At 49.1% G+C, this 15,912-nt stretch carries 22 protein-coding genes; 8 read left to right on the top strand and 14 right to left on the bottom strand.

Annotated elements, in window-relative coordinates:
- Positions 1-10 precede the first annotated feature (10 nt).
- The 3 genes from glmU (at position 11) to EAO33_RS02365 (ending at position 2,674) form a co-directional block, all read left to right on the top strand.
- Complete coding sequence (gene glmU, locus EAO33_RS02375) at positions 11-1,309, top strand: bifunctional UDP-N-acetylglucosamine diphosphorylase/glucosamine-1-phosphate N-acetyltransferase GlmU (protein ID WP_120944612.1); 1,299 nt, start codon at positions 11-13, stop codon at positions 1,307-1,309.
- Positions 1,310-1,371: 62 nt separating this feature from the next.
- On the top strand, positions 1,372-2,130 hold the full coding sequence (locus tag EAO33_RS02370) for a DsbA family protein (protein WP_120944610.1): 759 nt from the start codon (positions 1,372-1,374) through the stop codon (positions 2,128-2,130).
- A gap of 58 nt (positions 2,131-2,188) precedes the next feature.
- On the top strand, positions 2,189-2,674 hold the full coding sequence (locus tag EAO33_RS02365) for a DUF1104 domain-containing protein (protein ID WP_120944608.1): 486 nt from the start codon (positions 2,189-2,191) through the stop codon (positions 2,672-2,674).
- Here the strand turns inward: EAO33_RS02365 and EAO33_RS02360 are convergent.
- Entirely contained in the window at positions 2,671-3,105 is a 435-nt protein-coding gene (locus EAO33_RS02360) for a N6-threonylcarbamoyl adenosine t(6)A37 modification in tRNA (protein ID WP_205589483.1), read from the bottom strand. The genes EAO33_RS02365 and EAO33_RS02360 overlap by 4 nt on opposite strands.
- A gap of 192 nt (positions 3,106-3,297) precedes the next feature.
- Between EAO33_RS02360 and EAO33_RS02355 the strand changes: the two genes are divergently transcribed.
- Positions 3,298-4,836 (top strand): methyl-accepting chemotaxis protein, encoded by a 1,539-nt coding sequence (locus tag EAO33_RS02355; protein WP_162982181.1) that lies wholly within the window; start codon positions 3,298-3,300, stop codon positions 4,834-4,836.
- Entirely contained in the window at positions 4,836-5,333 is a 498-nt protein-coding gene (gene ruvC / locus EAO33_RS02350; protein WP_120944606.1) for a crossover junction endodeoxyribonuclease RuvC, read from the top strand. The genes EAO33_RS02355 and ruvC overlap by 1 nt, the downstream gene beginning before the upstream one ends.
- Here the strand turns inward: ruvC and EAO33_RS02345 are convergent.
- Genes EAO33_RS02345 through greA form a run of 11 tightly spaced genes read right to left on the bottom strand, consistent with a single transcriptional unit; the run spans position 5,290 to position 11,129 of the window.
- A complete protein-coding gene (locus EAO33_RS02345; RefSeq protein WP_120944604.1) occupies positions 5,290-5,565 on the bottom strand; it encodes a hypothetical protein in 276 nt (91 codons plus the stop codon). The two genes, ruvC and EAO33_RS02345, sit on opposite strands and share 44 nt — an antisense overlap.
- A complete protein-coding gene (locus tag EAO33_RS02340) occupies positions 5,558-5,908 on the bottom strand; it encodes a dihydroneopterin aldolase (protein ID WP_235853000.1) in 351 nt (116 codons plus the stop codon). Before EAO33_RS02340 ends, EAO33_RS02345 begins: the two co-directional genes overlap by 8 nt.
- Positions 5,905-6,573: a glycerol-3-phosphate 1-O-acyltransferase PlsY gene (plsY, locus tag EAO33_RS02335; RefSeq protein ID WP_120944715.1), complete on the bottom strand. Its 669-nt coding sequence runs from the start codon at positions 6,571-6,573 to the stop codon at positions 5,905-5,907. The genes EAO33_RS02340 and plsY overlap by 4 nt, the downstream gene beginning before the upstream one ends.
- Positions 6,574-6,613: 40 nt before the next feature.
- The gene (locus tag EAO33_RS02330; RefSeq protein ID WP_120944601.1) at positions 6,614-7,129 is read right to left on the bottom strand and encodes a D-glycero-alpha-D-manno-heptose-1,7-bisphosphate 7-phosphatase; all 516 of its coding nucleotides are present in this window, start codon (positions 7,127-7,129) and stop codon (positions 6,614-6,616) included.
- Entirely contained in the window at positions 7,126-7,815 is a 690-nt protein-coding gene (locus EAO33_RS02325) for a sulfite exporter TauE/SafE family protein (protein ID WP_120944599.1), read from the bottom strand. Before EAO33_RS02325 ends, EAO33_RS02330 begins: the two co-directional genes overlap by 4 nt.
- Positions 7,806-8,420 (bottom strand): type III pantothenate kinase, encoded by a 615-nt coding sequence (locus EAO33_RS02320; RefSeq protein WP_120944597.1) that lies wholly within the window; start codon positions 8,418-8,420, stop codon positions 7,806-7,808. The genes EAO33_RS02325 and EAO33_RS02320 overlap by 10 nt, the downstream gene beginning before the upstream one ends.
- Positions 8,417-8,653, bottom strand: coding sequence for a hypothetical protein (locus tag EAO33_RS09370; protein WP_235852999.1), 237 nt, complete (start codon positions 8,651-8,653; stop codon positions 8,417-8,419). Before EAO33_RS09370 ends, EAO33_RS02320 begins: the two co-directional genes overlap by 4 nt.
- Positions 8,650-9,612 carry a hypothetical protein gene (locus EAO33_RS02315; protein ID WP_235852998.1) on the bottom strand — a complete coding sequence of 321 codons (963 nt, stop codon included), beginning with the start codon at positions 9,610-9,612 and terminating at the stop codon, positions 8,650-8,652. Before EAO33_RS02315 ends, EAO33_RS09370 begins: the two co-directional genes overlap by 4 nt.
- Positions 9,609-10,220 (bottom strand): hypothetical protein, encoded by a 612-nt coding sequence (locus tag EAO33_RS02310; RefSeq protein ID WP_120944595.1) that lies wholly within the window; start codon positions 10,218-10,220, stop codon positions 9,609-9,611. The genes EAO33_RS02315 and EAO33_RS02310 overlap by 4 nt, the downstream gene beginning before the upstream one ends.
- A complete protein-coding gene (gene dut, locus EAO33_RS02305) occupies positions 10,220-10,651 on the bottom strand; it encodes a dUTP diphosphatase (RefSeq protein WP_120944593.1) in 432 nt (143 codons plus the stop codon). Before dut ends, EAO33_RS02310 begins: the two co-directional genes overlap by 1 nt.
- Complete coding sequence (gene greA, locus EAO33_RS02300; protein ID WP_120944591.1) at positions 10,638-11,129, bottom strand: transcription elongation factor GreA; 492 nt, start codon at positions 11,127-11,129, stop codon at positions 10,638-10,640. Before greA ends, dut begins: the two co-directional genes overlap by 14 nt.
- A gap of 73 nt (positions 11,130-11,202) precedes the next feature.
- Here greA and EAO33_RS02295 point away from each other — a divergent pair, with 73 nt between their 5' ends.
- The 3 genes from EAO33_RS02295 to EAO33_RS09890 are packed head-to-tail and all read left to right on the top strand — an operon-like array spanning position 11,203 to position 13,317.
- Positions 11,203-11,820 carry a 5-formyltetrahydrofolate cyclo-ligase gene (locus EAO33_RS02295; protein WP_162982180.1) on the top strand — a complete coding sequence of 206 codons (618 nt, stop codon included), beginning with the start codon at positions 11,203-11,205 and terminating at the stop codon, positions 11,818-11,820.
- Positions 11,753-12,955: an Rnase Y domain-containing protein gene (locus EAO33_RS02290; RefSeq protein WP_407920455.1), complete on the top strand. Its 1,203-nt coding sequence runs from the start codon at positions 11,753-11,755 to the stop codon at positions 12,953-12,955. The genes EAO33_RS02295 and EAO33_RS02290 overlap by 68 nt, the downstream gene beginning before the upstream one ends.
- Positions 12,901-13,317: a hypothetical protein gene (locus tag EAO33_RS09890; protein ID WP_407920454.1), complete on the top strand. Its 417-nt coding sequence runs from the start codon at positions 12,901-12,903 to the stop codon at positions 13,315-13,317. Before EAO33_RS02290 ends, EAO33_RS09890 begins: the two co-directional genes overlap by 55 nt.
- Here the strand turns inward: EAO33_RS09890 and priA are convergent, their stop codons facing one another.
- The gene (priA, locus tag EAO33_RS02285) at positions 13,318-15,123 is read right to left on the bottom strand and encodes a replication restart helicase PriA (RefSeq protein ID WP_120944587.1); all 1,806 of its coding nucleotides are present in this window, start codon (positions 15,121-15,123) and stop codon (positions 13,318-13,320) included.
- 18 nt (positions 15,124-15,141) lie between these two features.
- Positions 15,142-15,906: a diaminopimelate epimerase gene (gene dapF, locus EAO33_RS02280; protein ID WP_120944585.1), complete on the bottom strand. Its 765-nt coding sequence runs from the start codon at positions 15,904-15,906 to the stop codon at positions 15,142-15,144.
- Positions 15,907-15,912: the final 6 nt, after the last annotated feature.

The following is a 15,912-nucleotide window of genomic DNA, read 5'->3' as shown; positions in this document are numbered from 1 at the left end:
AGGAAACTTGATGTCTCTCTCTGTGATCATTTTAGCCGCAGGCAAGGGAACGCGCATGAAAACTCACCTCCCCAAGGTCTTACACCCCCTATGTGGGCAACCCATGTTATTTTACGCGCTAGAGAGCGCGCTAGCCTTGAGCCAAGATGTGCATGTGATCTTAGGACACCAACACGAGCGCGTGGGCGCATATCTCAAAAACGCCTTTGCTAACGCGCCCATACACACCCATATCCAAGACACCGCAAATTTCCCGGGCACGGGGGGGGCTTTGTTGCAACAAGGCGCGCTCATCCCTACCACCCATGAGAAAATCCTCGTTTTGAACGCGGACATGCCCTTGGTTGAGCCCTCAAGTTTGCAGGGCTTACTCACACACACGCATGCCATCGGGGTGTTTAGGCTAGAGAACGCACGCGGGTATGGGCGGGTGCGCGTAGAAAAAGGTTTAGCGCACGCCATTGTAGAAGAAAAGGACGCTTCTTACAAAGCCCTAAAACTCCCCCATCTCAACGCTGGGATTTATGTCTTTAGCAGGGCGTTTTTACAGGCGTATTTACCCAAACTAGACGCACAAAATGCCCAGAGAGAATACTATTTAACCCAACTCATCGCCCTAGGAGCGCAAGAGGGGGTGGAGATTGTGCCCGTGCGTGTGGACGCTCAAGCGTGTATGGGAGTTAATTCTCTAAGCGAGTTGGCACAGGCTCAAGAAGTGATGCTAGGGCGTTTGCGCCAAGCAGCAATGGATCAGGGCGTGCGCCTAGAAATGCCCCACACGATCTATTTAGATCGCCATGTGCGCTTTGAGGGGGATTGTGTGGTCGAGCAGGGGGCGCGCTTGGTGGGCTGTGTGCTCAAAAACACCTATATCAAAGCCCATAGCATCATAGAGGAGAGTGTGGTGGAAAATAGCACCATAGGTCCTCTAGCCCATGTGCGCCCCAAATGCCATATTGTAGATAGCCACATTGGCAATTTTGTAGAAACCAAAAACGCGCAACTCAAAGGGATTAAAGCGGGGCATTTGAGTTATCTAGGGGATTGTTGCATTGATGAGGGGAGCAATGTGGGCGCGGGGGTTATCACTTGCAATTACGATGGCAAGCAAAAGCACCAGATTAACATCGGCAAGCATGTGTTCATAGGGAGCGACACCCAACTCATCGCGCCCTTGAATATCCCCTCGCATGTGTTAATAGGGGCTGGGAGCACCATTAGCCAGAGCATGCAAGAGGGGGATTTGGTGCTAAGCCGCGCGCCCCAAACCAACAAGGCGGGGGGGTATTTCAAGTTTTTTAAACGCTAAACTCAAGCGTTTGTTAGGCATTTCTTGCTAGAATGGGGCTAAAATTTCGTTTAGGAAGGTGTATGCGCCAATTTAAATTTCTATGTGCGGTCGTGTTATGCATGGGGATTGTGGGGGCTAAGGAGGCTAGGGGAGTGGGCAAGAATATCGAGGAGAGTGTAACCCAGCTCATTCATAAACAGACAAAGCGTTCGGTGCGGGTGTTGCGCTTGCAGCCCCTCAAGTCCAATAAGGATTTCCAAATCGTGGTGGTAGAAGACCCTGAAACTAAATACCATATCCCTTTGCTGACCAATAAAAACGGCACTTTGGTGCTAGGACTTAGCAATGTGTTTTTCAGCAATAACGATCAAGACATCGAGTTGATCAACACAGTCTATCATGAAACCCAAACCTACAATTTCAAACAGGCTAATGGGGCTAAGATCAACGCCATGTTCGATGGGTTGCCTAAGGACTATGTGATCACCCTAACTTCCAAGAATAAGAAGGCTAAGGAGCTTTACATTGTTTCTGATCCCATGTGCCCGCATTGCCAGAACGAATTGCGCCATGTGCAAGAACGCCTCAAGGATGCCAATGTGCACATGGTGGTGGTGGGGCTATTAGGGGAAAAATCCGAGCTCAAGGCGGCGGATATTTTAGCGCAAGCCAAACAAACCCACAGCACACAGAGTAAGATTGATCTACTCAACAAAGTGTATGCCAACGCTTACACGCCCGCAGAAGTGCCCGATGACAAGATCAAAGAAGTCAAAGAAACCACTAAGAAAATCTTAGCCACGGGGATTACAAGCGTGCCTTTTCTCTACGAACGCTAGTGTTTGTGGTTTAGAAAAAAAAGTTATAATGCGAGTCTAAATTTTACAAAGGATGTTCATGAGGTTTATGAGTGTAGTGTTGGCTTCGAGTTTGCTGGGTGTGCTAGGGGCGCAAACCATCGGGTTGAATGTCTTCCCTGAGTACCATGCCAAGCCGGATCAAGAAATGTTGGACATGGCCGGTAAGGTAGAGGCTAGCAAGGTCATCGTCTATTTGAGTGAAATGAAAAACCGCTATCTCAAAATGACTCCCAAGCGTCAGGCAGAATTCCAAAAGCATTTTCAAGATGTCTTAGCCAAGAATATCGCTAAACTCAGCCCATCACAACGCCAAAAACGCCTGAACGCGATTGAAAAAGCTCTAGCTGTGAGGGTGAAAAATGTAGACAACCTCAAAGAAGAGGTGGACACCGAATACGACTACTTAGAGCACTGGGAGTCCACTTTGAAGTCTAAAACTTTCTATGAGGATTTACAAAAAAACGGTTTTGTGCCTGCCAGCGTGACGCAAAAACAAAAAGCTAGAAAACAGCTTTCACACTAACGCAAACGCCTTTTGTGCGTGCGCGAAAGCTTGAAGATCGCCGAAGGGGGGGCTTTGTAAAGCCCGCGCTTGTCTTCAATGAGGATGTGTGCCACTTCCTGTGCCCATTTTAGATCGAAATCCCCCCTGCTCAAATTAGCTGAGGTGCTATAAAGCGCGCCAAAGTGCTCTAAAAAGTCTAGCACACTTGGATCTCTAATCACCCGAAACGCCTTGCCATTGGGGTAAATGCAACTTGCGCGCGTGCGTCGCACAAAGGCGCGGTGGATCACAGGCACGCGTGCCTTGAGATCGCTCAAATGTTCTACCACCTGCAAGAGGGGTTTATGGGGTGGGCTACGCTTGGCGTGGTTGAGTTGGCTAAACTCTGTGCTAAACAACCCGGCGGTGGTGTCGCTTTGGGCTAAAATAATGTAGGCTTGGGCTTGCATAGGCTTATCTTAGCACATTTATGCTAGAGTAATGGCTTGATTTTGTGTAGGAGTGCGCATGAGTCTTGGGGCTAAAATCATCGGTGTGGTTTTCCTATCTCTTTCTATTGTGGGGCTGGCGGTCGTGATGATCGCAACCACAAACAACATCATCTTATAGACCTAGTGATTGACAGCGAGAAAAAGGGGGACATGCGCCATAGAGAGAGGACTCTGAAATACGATACCCGCTTGATCGAGCAGGCGATCGCGGGCTATTACGAACGCTATCCTAAACCAGAAGCTAGAAAAATGGCATTAGAATACTTTAGCAAGATCAACAACGATCGGGGCATGATTTACATGGTGGTGGTGGACATGCAGGGCGTTGTGCTCTTTGATCCGGTCAATCCGGACACGGTGGGCAAGAGCGGGCTGAATATCTTGAGTGTGGATAAGGTGTGCTATGTGTGTGGGTATGTGGAGCAAGCCAAAAAAGGGGGGGGATTTACCTACTACCAAATGCCCAAATTTGCCGGGGGCAAGCCTGAGCCCAAAGTAGCCTACAGCCATTACGATCCCACAAGCCAGATGGTGATCGTTTCTACCTCCTATTTTAGCGACATCTTAAACGCCACTTCTAACACCCGCAAAGAGATCAAGCAACAAGTTGCTAAGAATCTGCGTAATTTGATTTACTGCATTGCCTTCATTGTCTTGTTCTTCATCACGATCACCTCTTCATTCACTTATTTCACCATCATCAGGCGTTTGAATACGCTAGTGCGTATGATGGACGACTTCAATCAGGGCGAGCGCAATCTCACCCAGCGTTTGCGCATCAAGGGGTGCGATGAGATCGCTAGGGTGGGCAAGGGGGTGAACCACTTTGTAGAAAGCATCCAAGACTTCTTCAATTACATGAAAGCAACCGCTAAGAGCAATAAAGAGATCGCGACCATGCTCAAATCTACCATTCTTGCGGTGTTAGAGGAGATGAAAAACCGCACTTCTATGATCAATAACATTAGAAATAGGACAAATGAGATCAATGAAATCTTGGGCAAGTCTTTAGATCAAGCCCAAGAGAGTCAACAGAGTCTAGTCGCCGTGCAGGGCTCGATTCAAACCTCCAATGGGGCGATCGCCAGTCTCTTTGGACAAATCACCGAAGCTTCCAAAACTGAGGAGGAATTAGCCATTAAGGTAGAACAACTCAGCAAGAACGCCGATAGCGTGAAGAACATCTTGCACATCATCGATGACATCGCCGATCAAACTAATTTGCTCGCGCTCAACGCGGCTATTGAGGCAGCCCGGGCGGGCGAACATGGGAGGGGTTTTGCGGTGGTGGCTGATGAAGTGCGTAATTTAGCCGCGCGCACCCAGAAGTCCCTAGTCGAGATCAACTCCACCATCGGGGTGATCGTCCAAGAAATCAACGATGTGTCTTCCCAAATGAATCTGAATTCTAAAAAAATTGAAGAGCTCAATAGCGTAGGTCTAGAGATGCAAGACAAATTTAAAGAGATGAATTCCAGTTTGGAATTTGTGGTCCAAAGAGTCAACACCTCCATTGGGAATTTCGTGGGCACCAAAGAGGATATTGATGGCATGAAACCTTTCTTTGATGGGATTGATGCGATCAACGCCAATAACGCGGTGGAAGCGGCTAAAATCATCAAAGCCGCGGAGAATCTGCGCGAAGCCACCGAATCTCTAGATCACAATGTCAGCCAATTCAAATCTTAATGATCTTAGGCATTGATCCGGGGAGTCGCAAGTGTGGTTATGGGGTGATAGATGAGCAGAGCAAGCTCGTAGGGGCGGGGTTTATCCATATCCACAACGCGCCCTTCCAAATCCAAGTGTTAGAGATGGTCGCGGGTTTGGATCAAGTTTTGGATAGCTACCCCATTGCAGAAGTGGCGATGGAGGATATTTTTTACGCCTATAATCCCAAGAGTGTGCTAAAACTCGCACAATTCAGGGGGGCATTGAGTTTAAAAATTTTGCAAAGGGTGGGGCATTTTAGCGAATATACGCCCCTGCAAGTCAAGCGCGCCATTAGCGGGCATGGCAAGGCTAATAAAGAGCAGGTCGCCTTCATGGTGAAAAAAATCCTCAGACTCAAAAGCGCGATCAAGCCCCTAGACATCACAGACGCGTTAGCTATCGCCCTCACGCACGCCCAACAACGCCGCGCTATTGGTAAGCCCCATCTACACTCAAGCGCGCCAAATCGCTAGAGAGAGCGCGCAAATGGGTTTGATCACTAGAGACATTGATGCTTGCGTCCGTCTTGAAGAGGTCGCTAGGCTGATTGCTTTGGCGTTGTTGTAATTCTTTGCGTTTGAACACTTCGGTGTTGTTAAACTCAAACTTCTTAGGCGTTTTAGGGGGTTTGGGGGCGGGCTTTTCTTGCGCGCCCAAGAAGCTAAGAGATAATCCCAGCAAGATAGATAAGCCAAGTTTAACCATGGGAGCTCCTTTCAAAGATTTTACACACCCTAGCCCCCACTAAGGCGCGCTGGCAGGCTTGGGGCTTTTGGATTTCCATAGTGATTTGGGTGATGCTAGGAAAACACTGCTTGAGCCACGCGCTGATCTCCTCTAGGGCTTCTTCTAAAAGGGTGTAGGGGGTGGTGGCGAATTTGTTTTGCACCACTTCTAAAATGTCCATGTAGTCTAGGTAAGTCTGGGCGTTGTCATAGCGGTAGCCAACTTCTAAATGGATGATCAAGGGCTGAGGGTGCTTTTGTTCGCTCTGTTGCGTGCCTATGAACGCGTCTAGGCGGTAATTCTCTATAAGTAGGGTCATCATAAAATCTTTTTTTCCTGTCCGCCGATAAGTTTAAGCAGATTAGAGCCATGTTTATAAAGCGTGAAGAGGAAAATCAACACCATGGGCGTGGGCGTGCCTATTTGGCTATAAACATTGATGGGTGCGGGTAAACTGACATGCAAAGCCGGGAAAACAAACAATAGCAAAGTGGCTAAACCCACACCCACAATGGAAGCCAATGAGGAGATTTTGAGTTTCTTGCCCACAAAAGCCCATAAAGACAGCCCGATCAAGCTCTCTACAGGGATGAGCAAGAGCACTGCGCCCATCGTGGTGCTCACCCCCTTACCCCCCCTAAAGCCCAAAAAGGGAGAATAGCAATGCCCCAAAATTGTGCTAAGAGCAACCATCCATTGCGCCTCATAACTCAAGGTTGCTAACTTGGCTACTAGCACACAAAATACCCCCTTGAGCAAGTCCAACACCAAGACCGCTGTGCCCAGCCTTTTTGCCTTGCTAGGATCGATGGTATTCATCACGCGCACGACATTGGTCGCCCCGATCCCTCCGCTACCCTGTGTGGTAATGTCCACATTGTAACACACCTTGAGTATCCAATACCCAAAAGGAATCCCCCCCACGAAATAGCCCACAAGATACAAGATCACATTGATATTGCCCAGGAATGTCAAAAGTCCCTCAATGAATTTTTCCATCACCACCCTTTAAACCCATTATAGCCAATTAATCCCCCAGAAACTCTAAAGCTTGCTTGAGATCGCTGATGCTAAACACTTGGGGGTGCACGCTTACAGGACCATTGAGCCAAAGATTAAGACCTATCCCCCCTTGTAGCCCAAATTGCATGTCGCTAAGCTTGTCGCCCAACATAAGGCTTTGCTTTAAATCCAGATCAAAATCGCCCAACGCCTGTTCTAACATGCCCAGCCCGGGTTTACGGCAGGCACAACTACCGGGGGCATGGGGGCAATGATAGATTTTATCCAGCCCAAAACCCAAATGCGCGCGTAAAAGGGTTTGCATGTGCGCGCTCAAATCCCAAAAATCCTGCACACCGTAATACCCGCGCGCAATCCCAGATTGGTTAGTAACTAGCAAGAGCAAGAATCCCCGCGCTTTAGCCGCGCCCAAGAGTTCTAAAATCCCGGGCATCAAGACAAAATCTGCTATATGGCACACATAACCCCTATCTTCATTGATCACCCCATCGCGATCCAAAAACAGGGCTTTTTGTTTCAATGCCCGCCCATGTGGTGGGCATGCCCCGCCCACATAGAAAAACCCTTGTAGAGATCATAAGCCCCACAAGCCAACATGAGCACAAAGGCAAGTTTGGCAAATAGGGCTTTTGAGCCAAGCAAGCGCCCTGAGCACAGACCCAAGAGCAAGAGGGGCGCAAAAGTGGCTAAACTGAGCACCAACACTGTTACAAGCGCGTAAAGAAGATTGGGCGCGCCAAGAACATTGAGGAGAAAATAGTAAACTAGCGAACAGGGCAAGAGCCCATTGAGCAAGCCTAGCAAGTAAAAACTAGAGAGTTTAGAGCTCCCCAAGGTGGCTTTAAAGAGCTTGGAGAGTAGCGCTGTATGGAAATGCCATTTGAAGACAAACCCAAAGGCTAACAAGATCACCAACACCCCCACGCCCATGATCACCCCCCCTTGCAATTTGGTGCGCGCGATCGCGCTGTGTTGCGCGATCATGTCTAAGAGAGTGTGCCCCACAAAAGCCACAATGAGCGCGGCGATCATGTAAGTGCTCACACGCCCTAGATTGTAGAGAACATGCCCTAGCATTTGCGCTTTAAGGGGGGTAGAGGGGGGGAATTTTGCCTGCGTGTAAGCCAGCACCACCCCCCCGCACATCCCCACGCAATGCCCCAGCGACATCACAGACGCGCTCAAGAACAGGAGGACTAATTCCATGCTAGCGCGCGTTGCATGCCCTCAAAGATCAACCACTTATGGTATACCCCCCGCTGGAAAAACGCGCTCAAAAATTTCCCATCGCCCCCAGTAAACACCACCCGTTTATCCGCGATGATCTCTTGGAGCAATAAGATCACGCTCTTGAGTGTCCCAAAACTCAAGGCTTGCGCGGTGCTTTGGGGTAGGCTTTGCAAATCCACGCGCACATTGATAGGGTGATCTAGTGCTCCAGAAATGCTTTGAAAAGCCTGTTGGTAAGCCCTAAAGCCGGGCAAAAGCACCCCACCCACATGCGCTCCGCCCTCCATTACATCCACGCTAATAGCGCTCCCGGCATCCACCACCACGCCATCATCTCCTAGACCCAAACAAGCCACCTTGCGATCCACGCCCAAACCCTGATACGCGCTTTTGAGTTTGACACAGGGTTCTAAATTATGCGCGCGCGGACAAATCTCTAACAACGCCTTTTCAAAGCTCGGGTTAACGCTGATGTAATGCACGGGCTGATCAAAGGGTTCCAAAGTTTGGGGAGTGCGATGCCAAATTTTCTTGCCATTGTAAAAATGCAGGGCACTATTGCCTATATCACACAAGATCATGGGTTTTGACTCAAGTCTATGTAGTAGCGATCGTAATAAATCTTATCCCCGGTGTAAAAACTCATCTTATCCAAACGCCCTCCCCAGTTCTTAGACACATTGCTGAGGTGATACACCCTATAATCATCAAAATGCTGCAAATCCACTTCCACTAGATAGCCCCGTTTTTCTAAAGTGTAGAGTTTTTTATCGGTTACCACTAGGCTTGTGAGCATCGCAAAGGGCAATTTCACAACCCCCATACTCTGATCGTTGAGGGTGCGATCATCTCTAAAATTTGTCCGTCCAAAGTGAGCACATAGAGATGGTTATTTTTATAGAGCACATCTACAATGTCCGCATCAAAGCTAAATTCCTGCCCAGAAACAATGGAAACAAGTTTTTTAGCTGTCGCGGCAAACATGTTTTCCCCATCCACCCTCAAATAGATCACATTGTTGAAAAACTTTTCGCTATTGAGCACGATATTGCGCACCACTTTGGGGGTGTCTCCGCTCACATCCACCACCAAGAGTCGCCCATCTAACATAGGAAAAACCACCACCGTGTCCAAAAAGACGGGGGCAGCCATTAAGGAGTTGATCGCAGTGGTGGACGCGCCCTTTTCGCTAAAAATGAGTTTACGGCTAGTAATGTCAAAGATATTGGCTGAATTGTCCGACATCACCACCGCTAGGCGTTTACCTTTCACGCTCGCGCTCAAAGGGTAAGCGTCTATGGGGATAAAAATGGAGGGCTTGGCTTGCAGGGCGGTGCTGACTAATTCTAGGTGGTGGCAACGATCTTTTAACACCACTTGTTCGTCTATGGATTCAATGTTTTCTACGATCTCTTCTTGGGCTTCTTGCTGGGTTAATTTCACTTCCTTAGTTTTTTTGGGCTTGGGACCATTTTGTTTGTGGCTACGCCAACAATCTTCGGCTAAAATATAGTAATCTTGGCTTTGATTCAAAAAAGAGCTCTCTTTATACTCTTTTTTGGTGAGTTTCAGGGGTGTAACCCCTTGGGTGTCGATCACGCCTCCATTTTTCAAAATCGCCCCATAGCGGTTAGTGAAAGTGATGGGGTCTTTAAGCTCATGTTTGAAGCGCAACTCACCCTTGATCTTGGATTTAGGCGGTTCAAAGTTCTTCCTAGAGCCACAGCCCAAGCACAGCAACGCGATCAGCAGCCAAATAATCCTCAAGCTCACTTGCTCTCCTTAGAGGAAGATTTTAGAACGCCATAATGTCTTAGTAAAGAAGCGATTTTATAGAGGCTGGAGTTAGGAGTGATGGGAGCTAAGATCGCCCCAATATCGCTTTTTGGGTTGGTTTGCAAACTCAAATACGCTTGTTGCAAAGCGATCCAATCTTGCAAACCCTCTAATTTTAAGCCCTCTAAGGCTTTCAAATCCTTGCTATAGGAGGCGCTATAATAGCGCGCTAAAACACTCACCAGAGGGCTAGAGGAGTGGCTAAGTTCTTTTAAAGCCTTGAGATTCTTCTCTTGGAGCGCGCGCGCGTAAGCATGCAGGCTGTAGAGATTGGGGGCTTTGCCTTGGAGTTTGTTTAAGAGAGCTAGGTTATTGGGGTTTTGCAAGACCTCGTTATACAAAGCGGTGATCTCTTGGACATGCATAGCTTTTTTGTGCTCTAAAAACTGCACCCCGCCCCACCAAAGCAAGCCCAAGCCCACCAACGCCCAAAGTCCAAATTTGTACTTTTGGTAGAATTTCTCCAGTCTAAACGCGCTTTCCAAGAGTTTTTCATCGCTCTTAAACTCTTCTTGCACCTGTTTGAGATTTTGCTTGATTTCCATTAGACTCCACTGCTCCCAAACCCCCTACAACCCCGCGCGCTAGTCTCTAGCTGATTGACTAATTCAAACTGCGCGCTAAAGACCCGACACAAGATCGCTTGGGCGATGCGATCCCCGGGTTCTATGCTAAAAACGCGCCCAGAGAGATTCATCAAGATCACCTGCAATTCGCCTCGATAATCGCTATCAATGGTGCCCGGGGAGTTCAACACCACGATCTGATCTTTTAAAGCTAGCCCGCTACGCGATCTAATCTGCAATTCAAAACCCCGTTCTAAGCTAATAGCCAGCCCGGTGCGCACTAGGGCTACAGCACCGGGCGCAATGTGTAAAGCTTCTAGCGCGTGCAGGTCAAACCCGCTTGCGCCCGCGCTTTGGTAGGCTGGGATACGCGCTTCAGGGTGGAGCTTTTGAATCTTAACTTTTGGCATAGGCGATGTCTTGGTAACAAATGTCTAAAATCTCAAATTCGCTCTCTCCTGTGGGCAAGCGCACACTCACCTCATCGCCCTTTTGGTGTCCCATCAAACTCTTGGCAATAGGGGAGCTACAAGAGATCAAGCCGCGCACAGGATCGCTCTCCATACTCCCCACAATGGTGTAACTCATCTCTTTATCCGTGTCCAGATTGAGGATTTTCACCGTGCTCCCAAAACTTACCTTTTGGTGGCTTAAGGTGGAGGGGTCAATGACTTGGGCGTTGGCTAAAGTGCGGCTTAGATCATTGATACGCGCTTCAATGAACGCCTGTTTTTCTTTAGCGGCATGGTATTCGGCGTTTTCCTTTAAATCCCCATGTTCTCTAGCGCGATCGATCTCTTTGACCACTTGGGGGCGTTCTTCTTCTTTTAAGCGTTTGAGTTCAGCGCAGATCTTTTCATAGCCAAACATGCTCATGGGTTCTTTCATCTAATCTCCTTAAAAAACCTTCATTATATAGCAAGCATGCTTAATTTGGGGCGATTGTGCTAGCATGCCCACCATGAGATTTAGCACTAAAGCCCAATTTCGCACTTGGTGCAAACACCAACTCTTCAAGCAACAAGGCTGGGATATCAAAGATCACAAAATCACCACCCAACTCCAGCCCCACTTAAAACCCTGCAAGCGCGTTTTACTCTTTTGCCCCCTAGCCCATGAACCCAATCTAATGCCCTTGATTAAATGGGCACGCCAACGCCACATTCAGGTATTCGTGCCTACTTTAGCCCAAGACCGTCTGCGCGCCACCCCCTATCGCCTGCCCTTACAACGCAAGAAATATGGCATTTTAGAACCCGCGCCCTCGTTGTTGCGCGCCAAACTTGATCTGGGCATCATCCCTGTGCTAGGCATGGACAAGGCGCACAGACGCATAGGCTTTGGCAAGGGCTATTATGACAGCTTTTTTGCCAAGCACCCCAATGTCCCTCTTATCTTTATCGCGCGCAAAATCTTGCAATCTCAGAATCTACTAGGTGATAACCATGATATAGTAAGCGCGCGGTATTTTGAACAACGCACAACAAAAAAAATAAATACAAGGATAACCAATGGACTATGTCATAGAAATTGTTCTCCCCTGCGCCCTCACAGGCTTTTGCGTCTTTTGGGTAACTAAAAGATTCATGCTAGCCCACAGCCAACAATACCTGCACCAAGCCAAGGCTAAGGCGGACATGCTACTTTACCAAGCCCAGGTGCTTTACCAAGCCAAAGAGATCGAATCCCAAACTCTGCTAGAGAGCTTGCAGGCAGAATTTACCCAAAAACTCCAAGCCCACACCCTAGAGCACCAGCGCAAGCTAGACGCGTTGCAATCCCAAGAATTCCAGCAGAAACAATACCTAAGCACCCAAAAAGCCCGCTTGGATCAAGATCGCCAAGCTCTGCAGATCCAGCAACAGGACCTAGAGAGCCAAAGAGATGCCCAAGCGCAGTTACAAAGCGAATGCACAGAGCTCAAAGCCCAAATGTTAGAGGCGCTCGTGCAAGTTTCTGGCTACACCCAAGAAGAGGCGAAGGCGCTAATCCTCGCGCAAGTAGAAAAAGAATTACTGCTACAAAAAGCGGCTTTGGTGCGCCGTTATGAAAAAGAAGCCAAAAGGGAAGCGCGTGCGCGGGCTAATTTTGTGATCGCAGACGCCACCGCGCGTTTTGCAAGCCAATTTGCGATGGAAAACCTCACTAGCGCGGTGAGTTTGCCCGACAGCGAGTTTATCGGACGCATTATCGGCAAAGAAGGCAAAAATATAGACACTTTCAAGCGCATTAGCGGCGTGGAAGTGATGATTGATGAAGAATCCAAAACCATTACCCTAAGCTGTTTTAATCTCTACAGACGCGCGATCGCGGCAAGAACCCTAGAAGAACTCATTGAAGATGGGCGTATCCAACCCAGCCGCATTGAAACCACTTACCAACGCGTGGAGGCGCGCATGGAAGAGATGGTTTTAGAAGACGCGCAAGAAGTGTTATTGGAGTTAAAATTAGATGCAATGCCCCAAGAACTCCAATACCTGCTGGGTAAAATGCGTTACCGCACCAGCTATGGGCAAAACGCGCTCATGCACTCCATAGAAGTGGCAATTTTGGCTAGCGATATTGCTACGCAACTGGGTGGAGATGCCAAACTGGCGCGCGCGCGGGAATCTTACATGACATCGGTAAGGCACTCACTTACGAATGCGGGGGGGATCATGTGGAATTGGGCGCGCAGGTGTGTGCGCGCCACCATGAAGATCCAGTCGTGCTAAATGCCATCTACGCCCACCACGATCGCGAAGAAATCAAAAGCATCGAATGCGCGGCGGTGTGTGCTGCTGATGCGCTTTCAGCCGCACGCCCCGGGGCTAGGCGCAAGGACGCAGAAAACTTCCTAGCGCGCATGCATGATTTAGAGCGCATCGCTAGCCAAAAAAAGGGAGTCAAAAAGGTTTTTGCCCTAGATGCGGGCAGGGAAATCCGCGTGATCGTCTGCCCTGAACGCGTCAATGACGCCAAGATCACCATGCTAGCTAAAGACATTGCCAAAGAGATAGAGGAGAAACTCAAGTATCCCGGGGAAGTAGTGGTGCATGTGATTCGCGAAAAATACGCCAAGGCTATCGCGCGTTAGTCATACATCTATGGGGTCCATGATGATCTTAGCTTTGCTGTGATCTAGCTGGTGTAGGAGATTGAGAAGTTGGGTCGTGGAGCTAGCGCTCAGCAAAATTTCATAGTGGTAGTGTTTGGCGATCTTAAGCACGCGTGCAGGACCTGATCCTAAGATTTGCACGCTGGGGGGTAGGCTCTGCTCTAGGCGATCTAGCACGCCTTGCATGTTTTCTTGGGCTTTAGATTCCTCAGGCGCGCTAAAGAGTATTTGGGCTAGGCGTTTGAAGGGGGGGAAAATCTTGAGACGCGTGTCTAATTCGTCTTTGAGAAATTCCTCATAATCCTCAATATAACGGGCTAAAAAAGTGGCATTGAGGGATTGAATCAACACTTTACCCCGTTGTTTGCGCGCGCTGCGCCCGGCAATTTGGTGCATCAAGCTCACCCCTTGTTCAAAACTCGCGTAACTTCCATTGTGTAAAATTTCATCTAGACCCAAAATGATGGCTAGATTCACTTGGGGGTAATCATGCCCTTTGGCGATCATCTGTGTGCCGATCAAAATGTCTATTTCTTGGGCGTTAAGCGCGCCTAAAATGCGCTGGATTTGGGTATTGGTGTGGGTGTGATCCTTGTCTAAAATGCCAATGCGCGCATGGGGCAATAGGGCTTGCAACTCCTTTTTGAGTTGTTGGGTGCCCATGCGCTTGCCCTGCAATAAGGGGTGTTGGCAAGAGGGGCAGACTTTAGGGATGGGCGCGCTGTGTTGGCAATAGTGGCAACGCATGCGCTGGTCTTTGAGGTGTAAACTCATGTTCACACTGCAAAAGGGGCAATACACCCCCTGTGCGCAGGCTTGGCACAAGAGTTTCTTAAAATGCGCGCGGGTGGGCACAAAGATCACGCTTTGTTGCTCGTGATCTAGAGCTTCTTGCAAATGGGCGCACAGAAAGGGGGTGAGGGCGGTGCTTTGTTCCTCAAAGAGGATTTCTTTTTGCGAGTCAAAAAAACGCCCCTTGAGGCGCACTAAATAGTTCTTATTTTGCGCCATGTAATAACTGCGTAGGCTTGGTGTAGCCGAACCTAGAATCACCTGGATGGGCATTTGGCTAGAGAGATACAAGGCGGCATCGCGCGCATGGTAGTAGGGGGCTTGGTTGGATTTGTAGGAGTGATCGTGTTCTTCATCTATGATGATGAGTTTGAGATGGGGGATGGGCAAAAATAGCGCGCTTCTAGTGCCCACCACGACACGCACTTGCTGGGTGTCAAGCTGACCTAACAGCTGTGTCTTTTGCGCGCTCTTGAGTTTGCTATGCCATAGCCCCACTGAATCCTTAAAGCTCTGTAAAAGGGCGTAATACACTTGGGGAGCTAGGGCGATCTCTGGGATCAACACTAAAGCGCAACCCTCTTTGAGGGCTTGGGCGATCAAATGCCTATAGAGGTGTGTTTTGCCACTGCCCGTATCCCCAAAGAGTAGGGCTTGGGGTTTGGATTGCATTTGCAAAAGAGCCTGTTGTTGGGGGGGGGGAGAGGTGTGGGCTTGTTTAAAGGGGTAAAATAGGGGGGCGATCGTGCCTAGTTGGGCACAGTAGTAATGCGCGATAAAGCGCAACAGGAGCATTTGGTGGGCGTTGAGATAGTGCCCTGTGGGGGTGGCTAATTTGCACGCAAAATCAGGGCGCGCGCATGCCTCTAGCACTACCCCTAAGATGTGGCGCTTTTGCAAGGGGATCTTCACTAGAGTCCCGGGGGCTAGATTTGGCGCGCTGGCATAGATCAAGGGCTTGGTGTTGGCAAAGGGGATAATGGTGTAAAACAAAGCAAACCTTTTAGAGGACTAAAGCCCCAAACAACTCCCCACCCTAAGCACCTCCCCCTTAAAATACACCCCATCTTTTTCTAGGCGCAAGTTTAGGGTTTCTCCACTAGGGGGGATCAAGCTGGCTTGGGGGGGAGTGTGGTGGCGGTAGTGGGCGCACACAAACACGGCAGCCATACCCGTCCCACAAGCCAGAGTGATCTCTTCTACCCCGCGTTCATAAGTGGCTAGTTTAATGGTGTGGGGGTCTTGGATATGGGCGATATTGACATTGGCATCAAAGCGCGCGCGCAAATCCTGCATTTGAGGGGTCTTGTGTGTGGGGATTTGGCTAGGATGATCTACAAAATGCACCAAGTGGGGCACGCCCGTGTCTATGAAATCCCACACCTGCCCCTCTAATTCCAAACTCTCTAAGCGCTTAGGGTTGCCCAAATTGCTCTGCACCACACCTCGATTGCCCTCACACTCCAGCACTTCTACATGGATCACCCCAGCTGTACTCAAAAACGCATGTTTTCTGGGGGCTAAACCTTGTTGGTAGGCATACAAAGCCACGCAACGACTCGCGTTTCCACACATGGCTGCACAGCTCCCATCGGCGTTGTAAAACTCCCATGTATAAGCATACTTGGCATGGGGCAAGAGCACCACTAAACCATCGGCCCCAAAGCCATAATGGCGTTTACAAACCTGTTTAGCTAAAGCGTGGCGATCTTTGGGGCTAAATTGGTGGGTGATCAAAAAATCATTACCACTGGCGCAATATTTGTATAGATGCATGGTTAG

Origin of the sequence: Helicobacter labacensis (assembly GCF_003660285.1) — a bacterium.
Taxonomy (GTDB): domain Bacteria; phylum Campylobacterota; class Campylobacteria; order Campylobacterales; family Helicobacteraceae; genus Helicobacter; species Helicobacter labacensis.
This window is presented reverse-complemented; position numbering and strand designations above follow the sequence as displayed.

What these genes read in the sequence shown, in the direction of transcription:
- glmU (WP_120944612.1), top strand. Translation starts at nt 11, where the DNA reads ATGTCTCTCTCTGTGATCATTTTAGCCGCAGGCAAGGGAACGCGCATG.
- EAO33_RS02370 (WP_120944610.1), top strand. Translation starts at nt 1,372, where the DNA reads ATGCGCCAATTTAAATTTCTATGTGCGGTCGTGTTATGCATGGGGATT.
- EAO33_RS02365 (WP_120944608.1), top strand. Translation starts at nt 2,189, where the DNA reads ATGAGGTTTATGAGTGTAGTGTTGGCTTCGAGTTTGCTGGGTGTGCTA.
- EAO33_RS02360 (WP_205589483.1), bottom strand. Translation starts at nt 3,105, where the DNA reads ATGCAAGCCCAAGCCTACATTATTTTAGCCCAAAGCGACACCACCGCC.
- EAO33_RS02355 (WP_162982181.1), top strand. Translation starts at nt 3,298, where the DNA reads ATGCGCCATAGAGAGAGGACTCTGAAATACGATACCCGCTTGATCGAG.
- ruvC (WP_120944606.1), top strand. Translation starts at nt 4,836, where the DNA reads ATGATCTTAGGCATTGATCCGGGGAGTCGCAAGTGTGGTTATGGGGTG.
- EAO33_RS02345 (WP_120944604.1), bottom strand. Translation starts at nt 5,565, where the DNA reads ATGGTTAAACTTGGCTTATCTATCTTGCTGGGATTATCTCTTAGCTTC.
- EAO33_RS02340 (WP_235853000.1), bottom strand. Translation starts at nt 5,908, where the DNA reads ATGATGACCCTACTTATAGAGAATTACCGCCTAGACGCGTTCATAGGC.
- EAO33_RS02325 (WP_120944599.1), bottom strand. Translation starts at nt 7,815, where the DNA reads ATGGAATTAGTCCTCCTGTTCTTGAGCGCGTCTGTGATGTCGCTGGGG.
- EAO33_RS02320 (WP_120944597.1), bottom strand. Translation starts at nt 8,420, where the DNA reads ATGATCTTGTGTGATATAGGCAATAGTGCCCTGCATTTTTACAATGGC.
- EAO33_RS02310 (WP_120944595.1), bottom strand. Translation starts at nt 10,220, where the DNA reads ATGGAAATCAAGCAAAATCTCAAACAGGTGCAAGAAGAGTTTAAGAGC.
- dut (WP_120944593.1), bottom strand. Translation starts at nt 10,651, where the DNA reads ATGCCAAAAGTTAAGATTCAAAAGCTCCACCCTGAAGCGCGTATCCCA.
- greA (WP_120944591.1), bottom strand. Translation starts at nt 11,129, where the DNA reads ATGAAAGAACCCATGAGCATGTTTGGCTATGAAAAGATCTGCGCTGAA.
- EAO33_RS02295 (WP_162982180.1), top strand. Translation starts at nt 11,203, where the DNA reads ATGAGATTTAGCACTAAAGCCCAATTTCGCACTTGGTGCAAACACCAA.
- EAO33_RS02290 (WP_407920455.1), top strand. Translation starts at nt 11,753, where the DNA reads ATGGACTATGTCATAGAAATTGTTCTCCCCTGCGCCCTCACAGGCTTT.
- dapF (WP_120944585.1), bottom strand. Translation starts at nt 15,906, where the DNA reads ATGCATCTATACAAATATTGCGCCAGTGGTAATGATTTTTTGATCACC.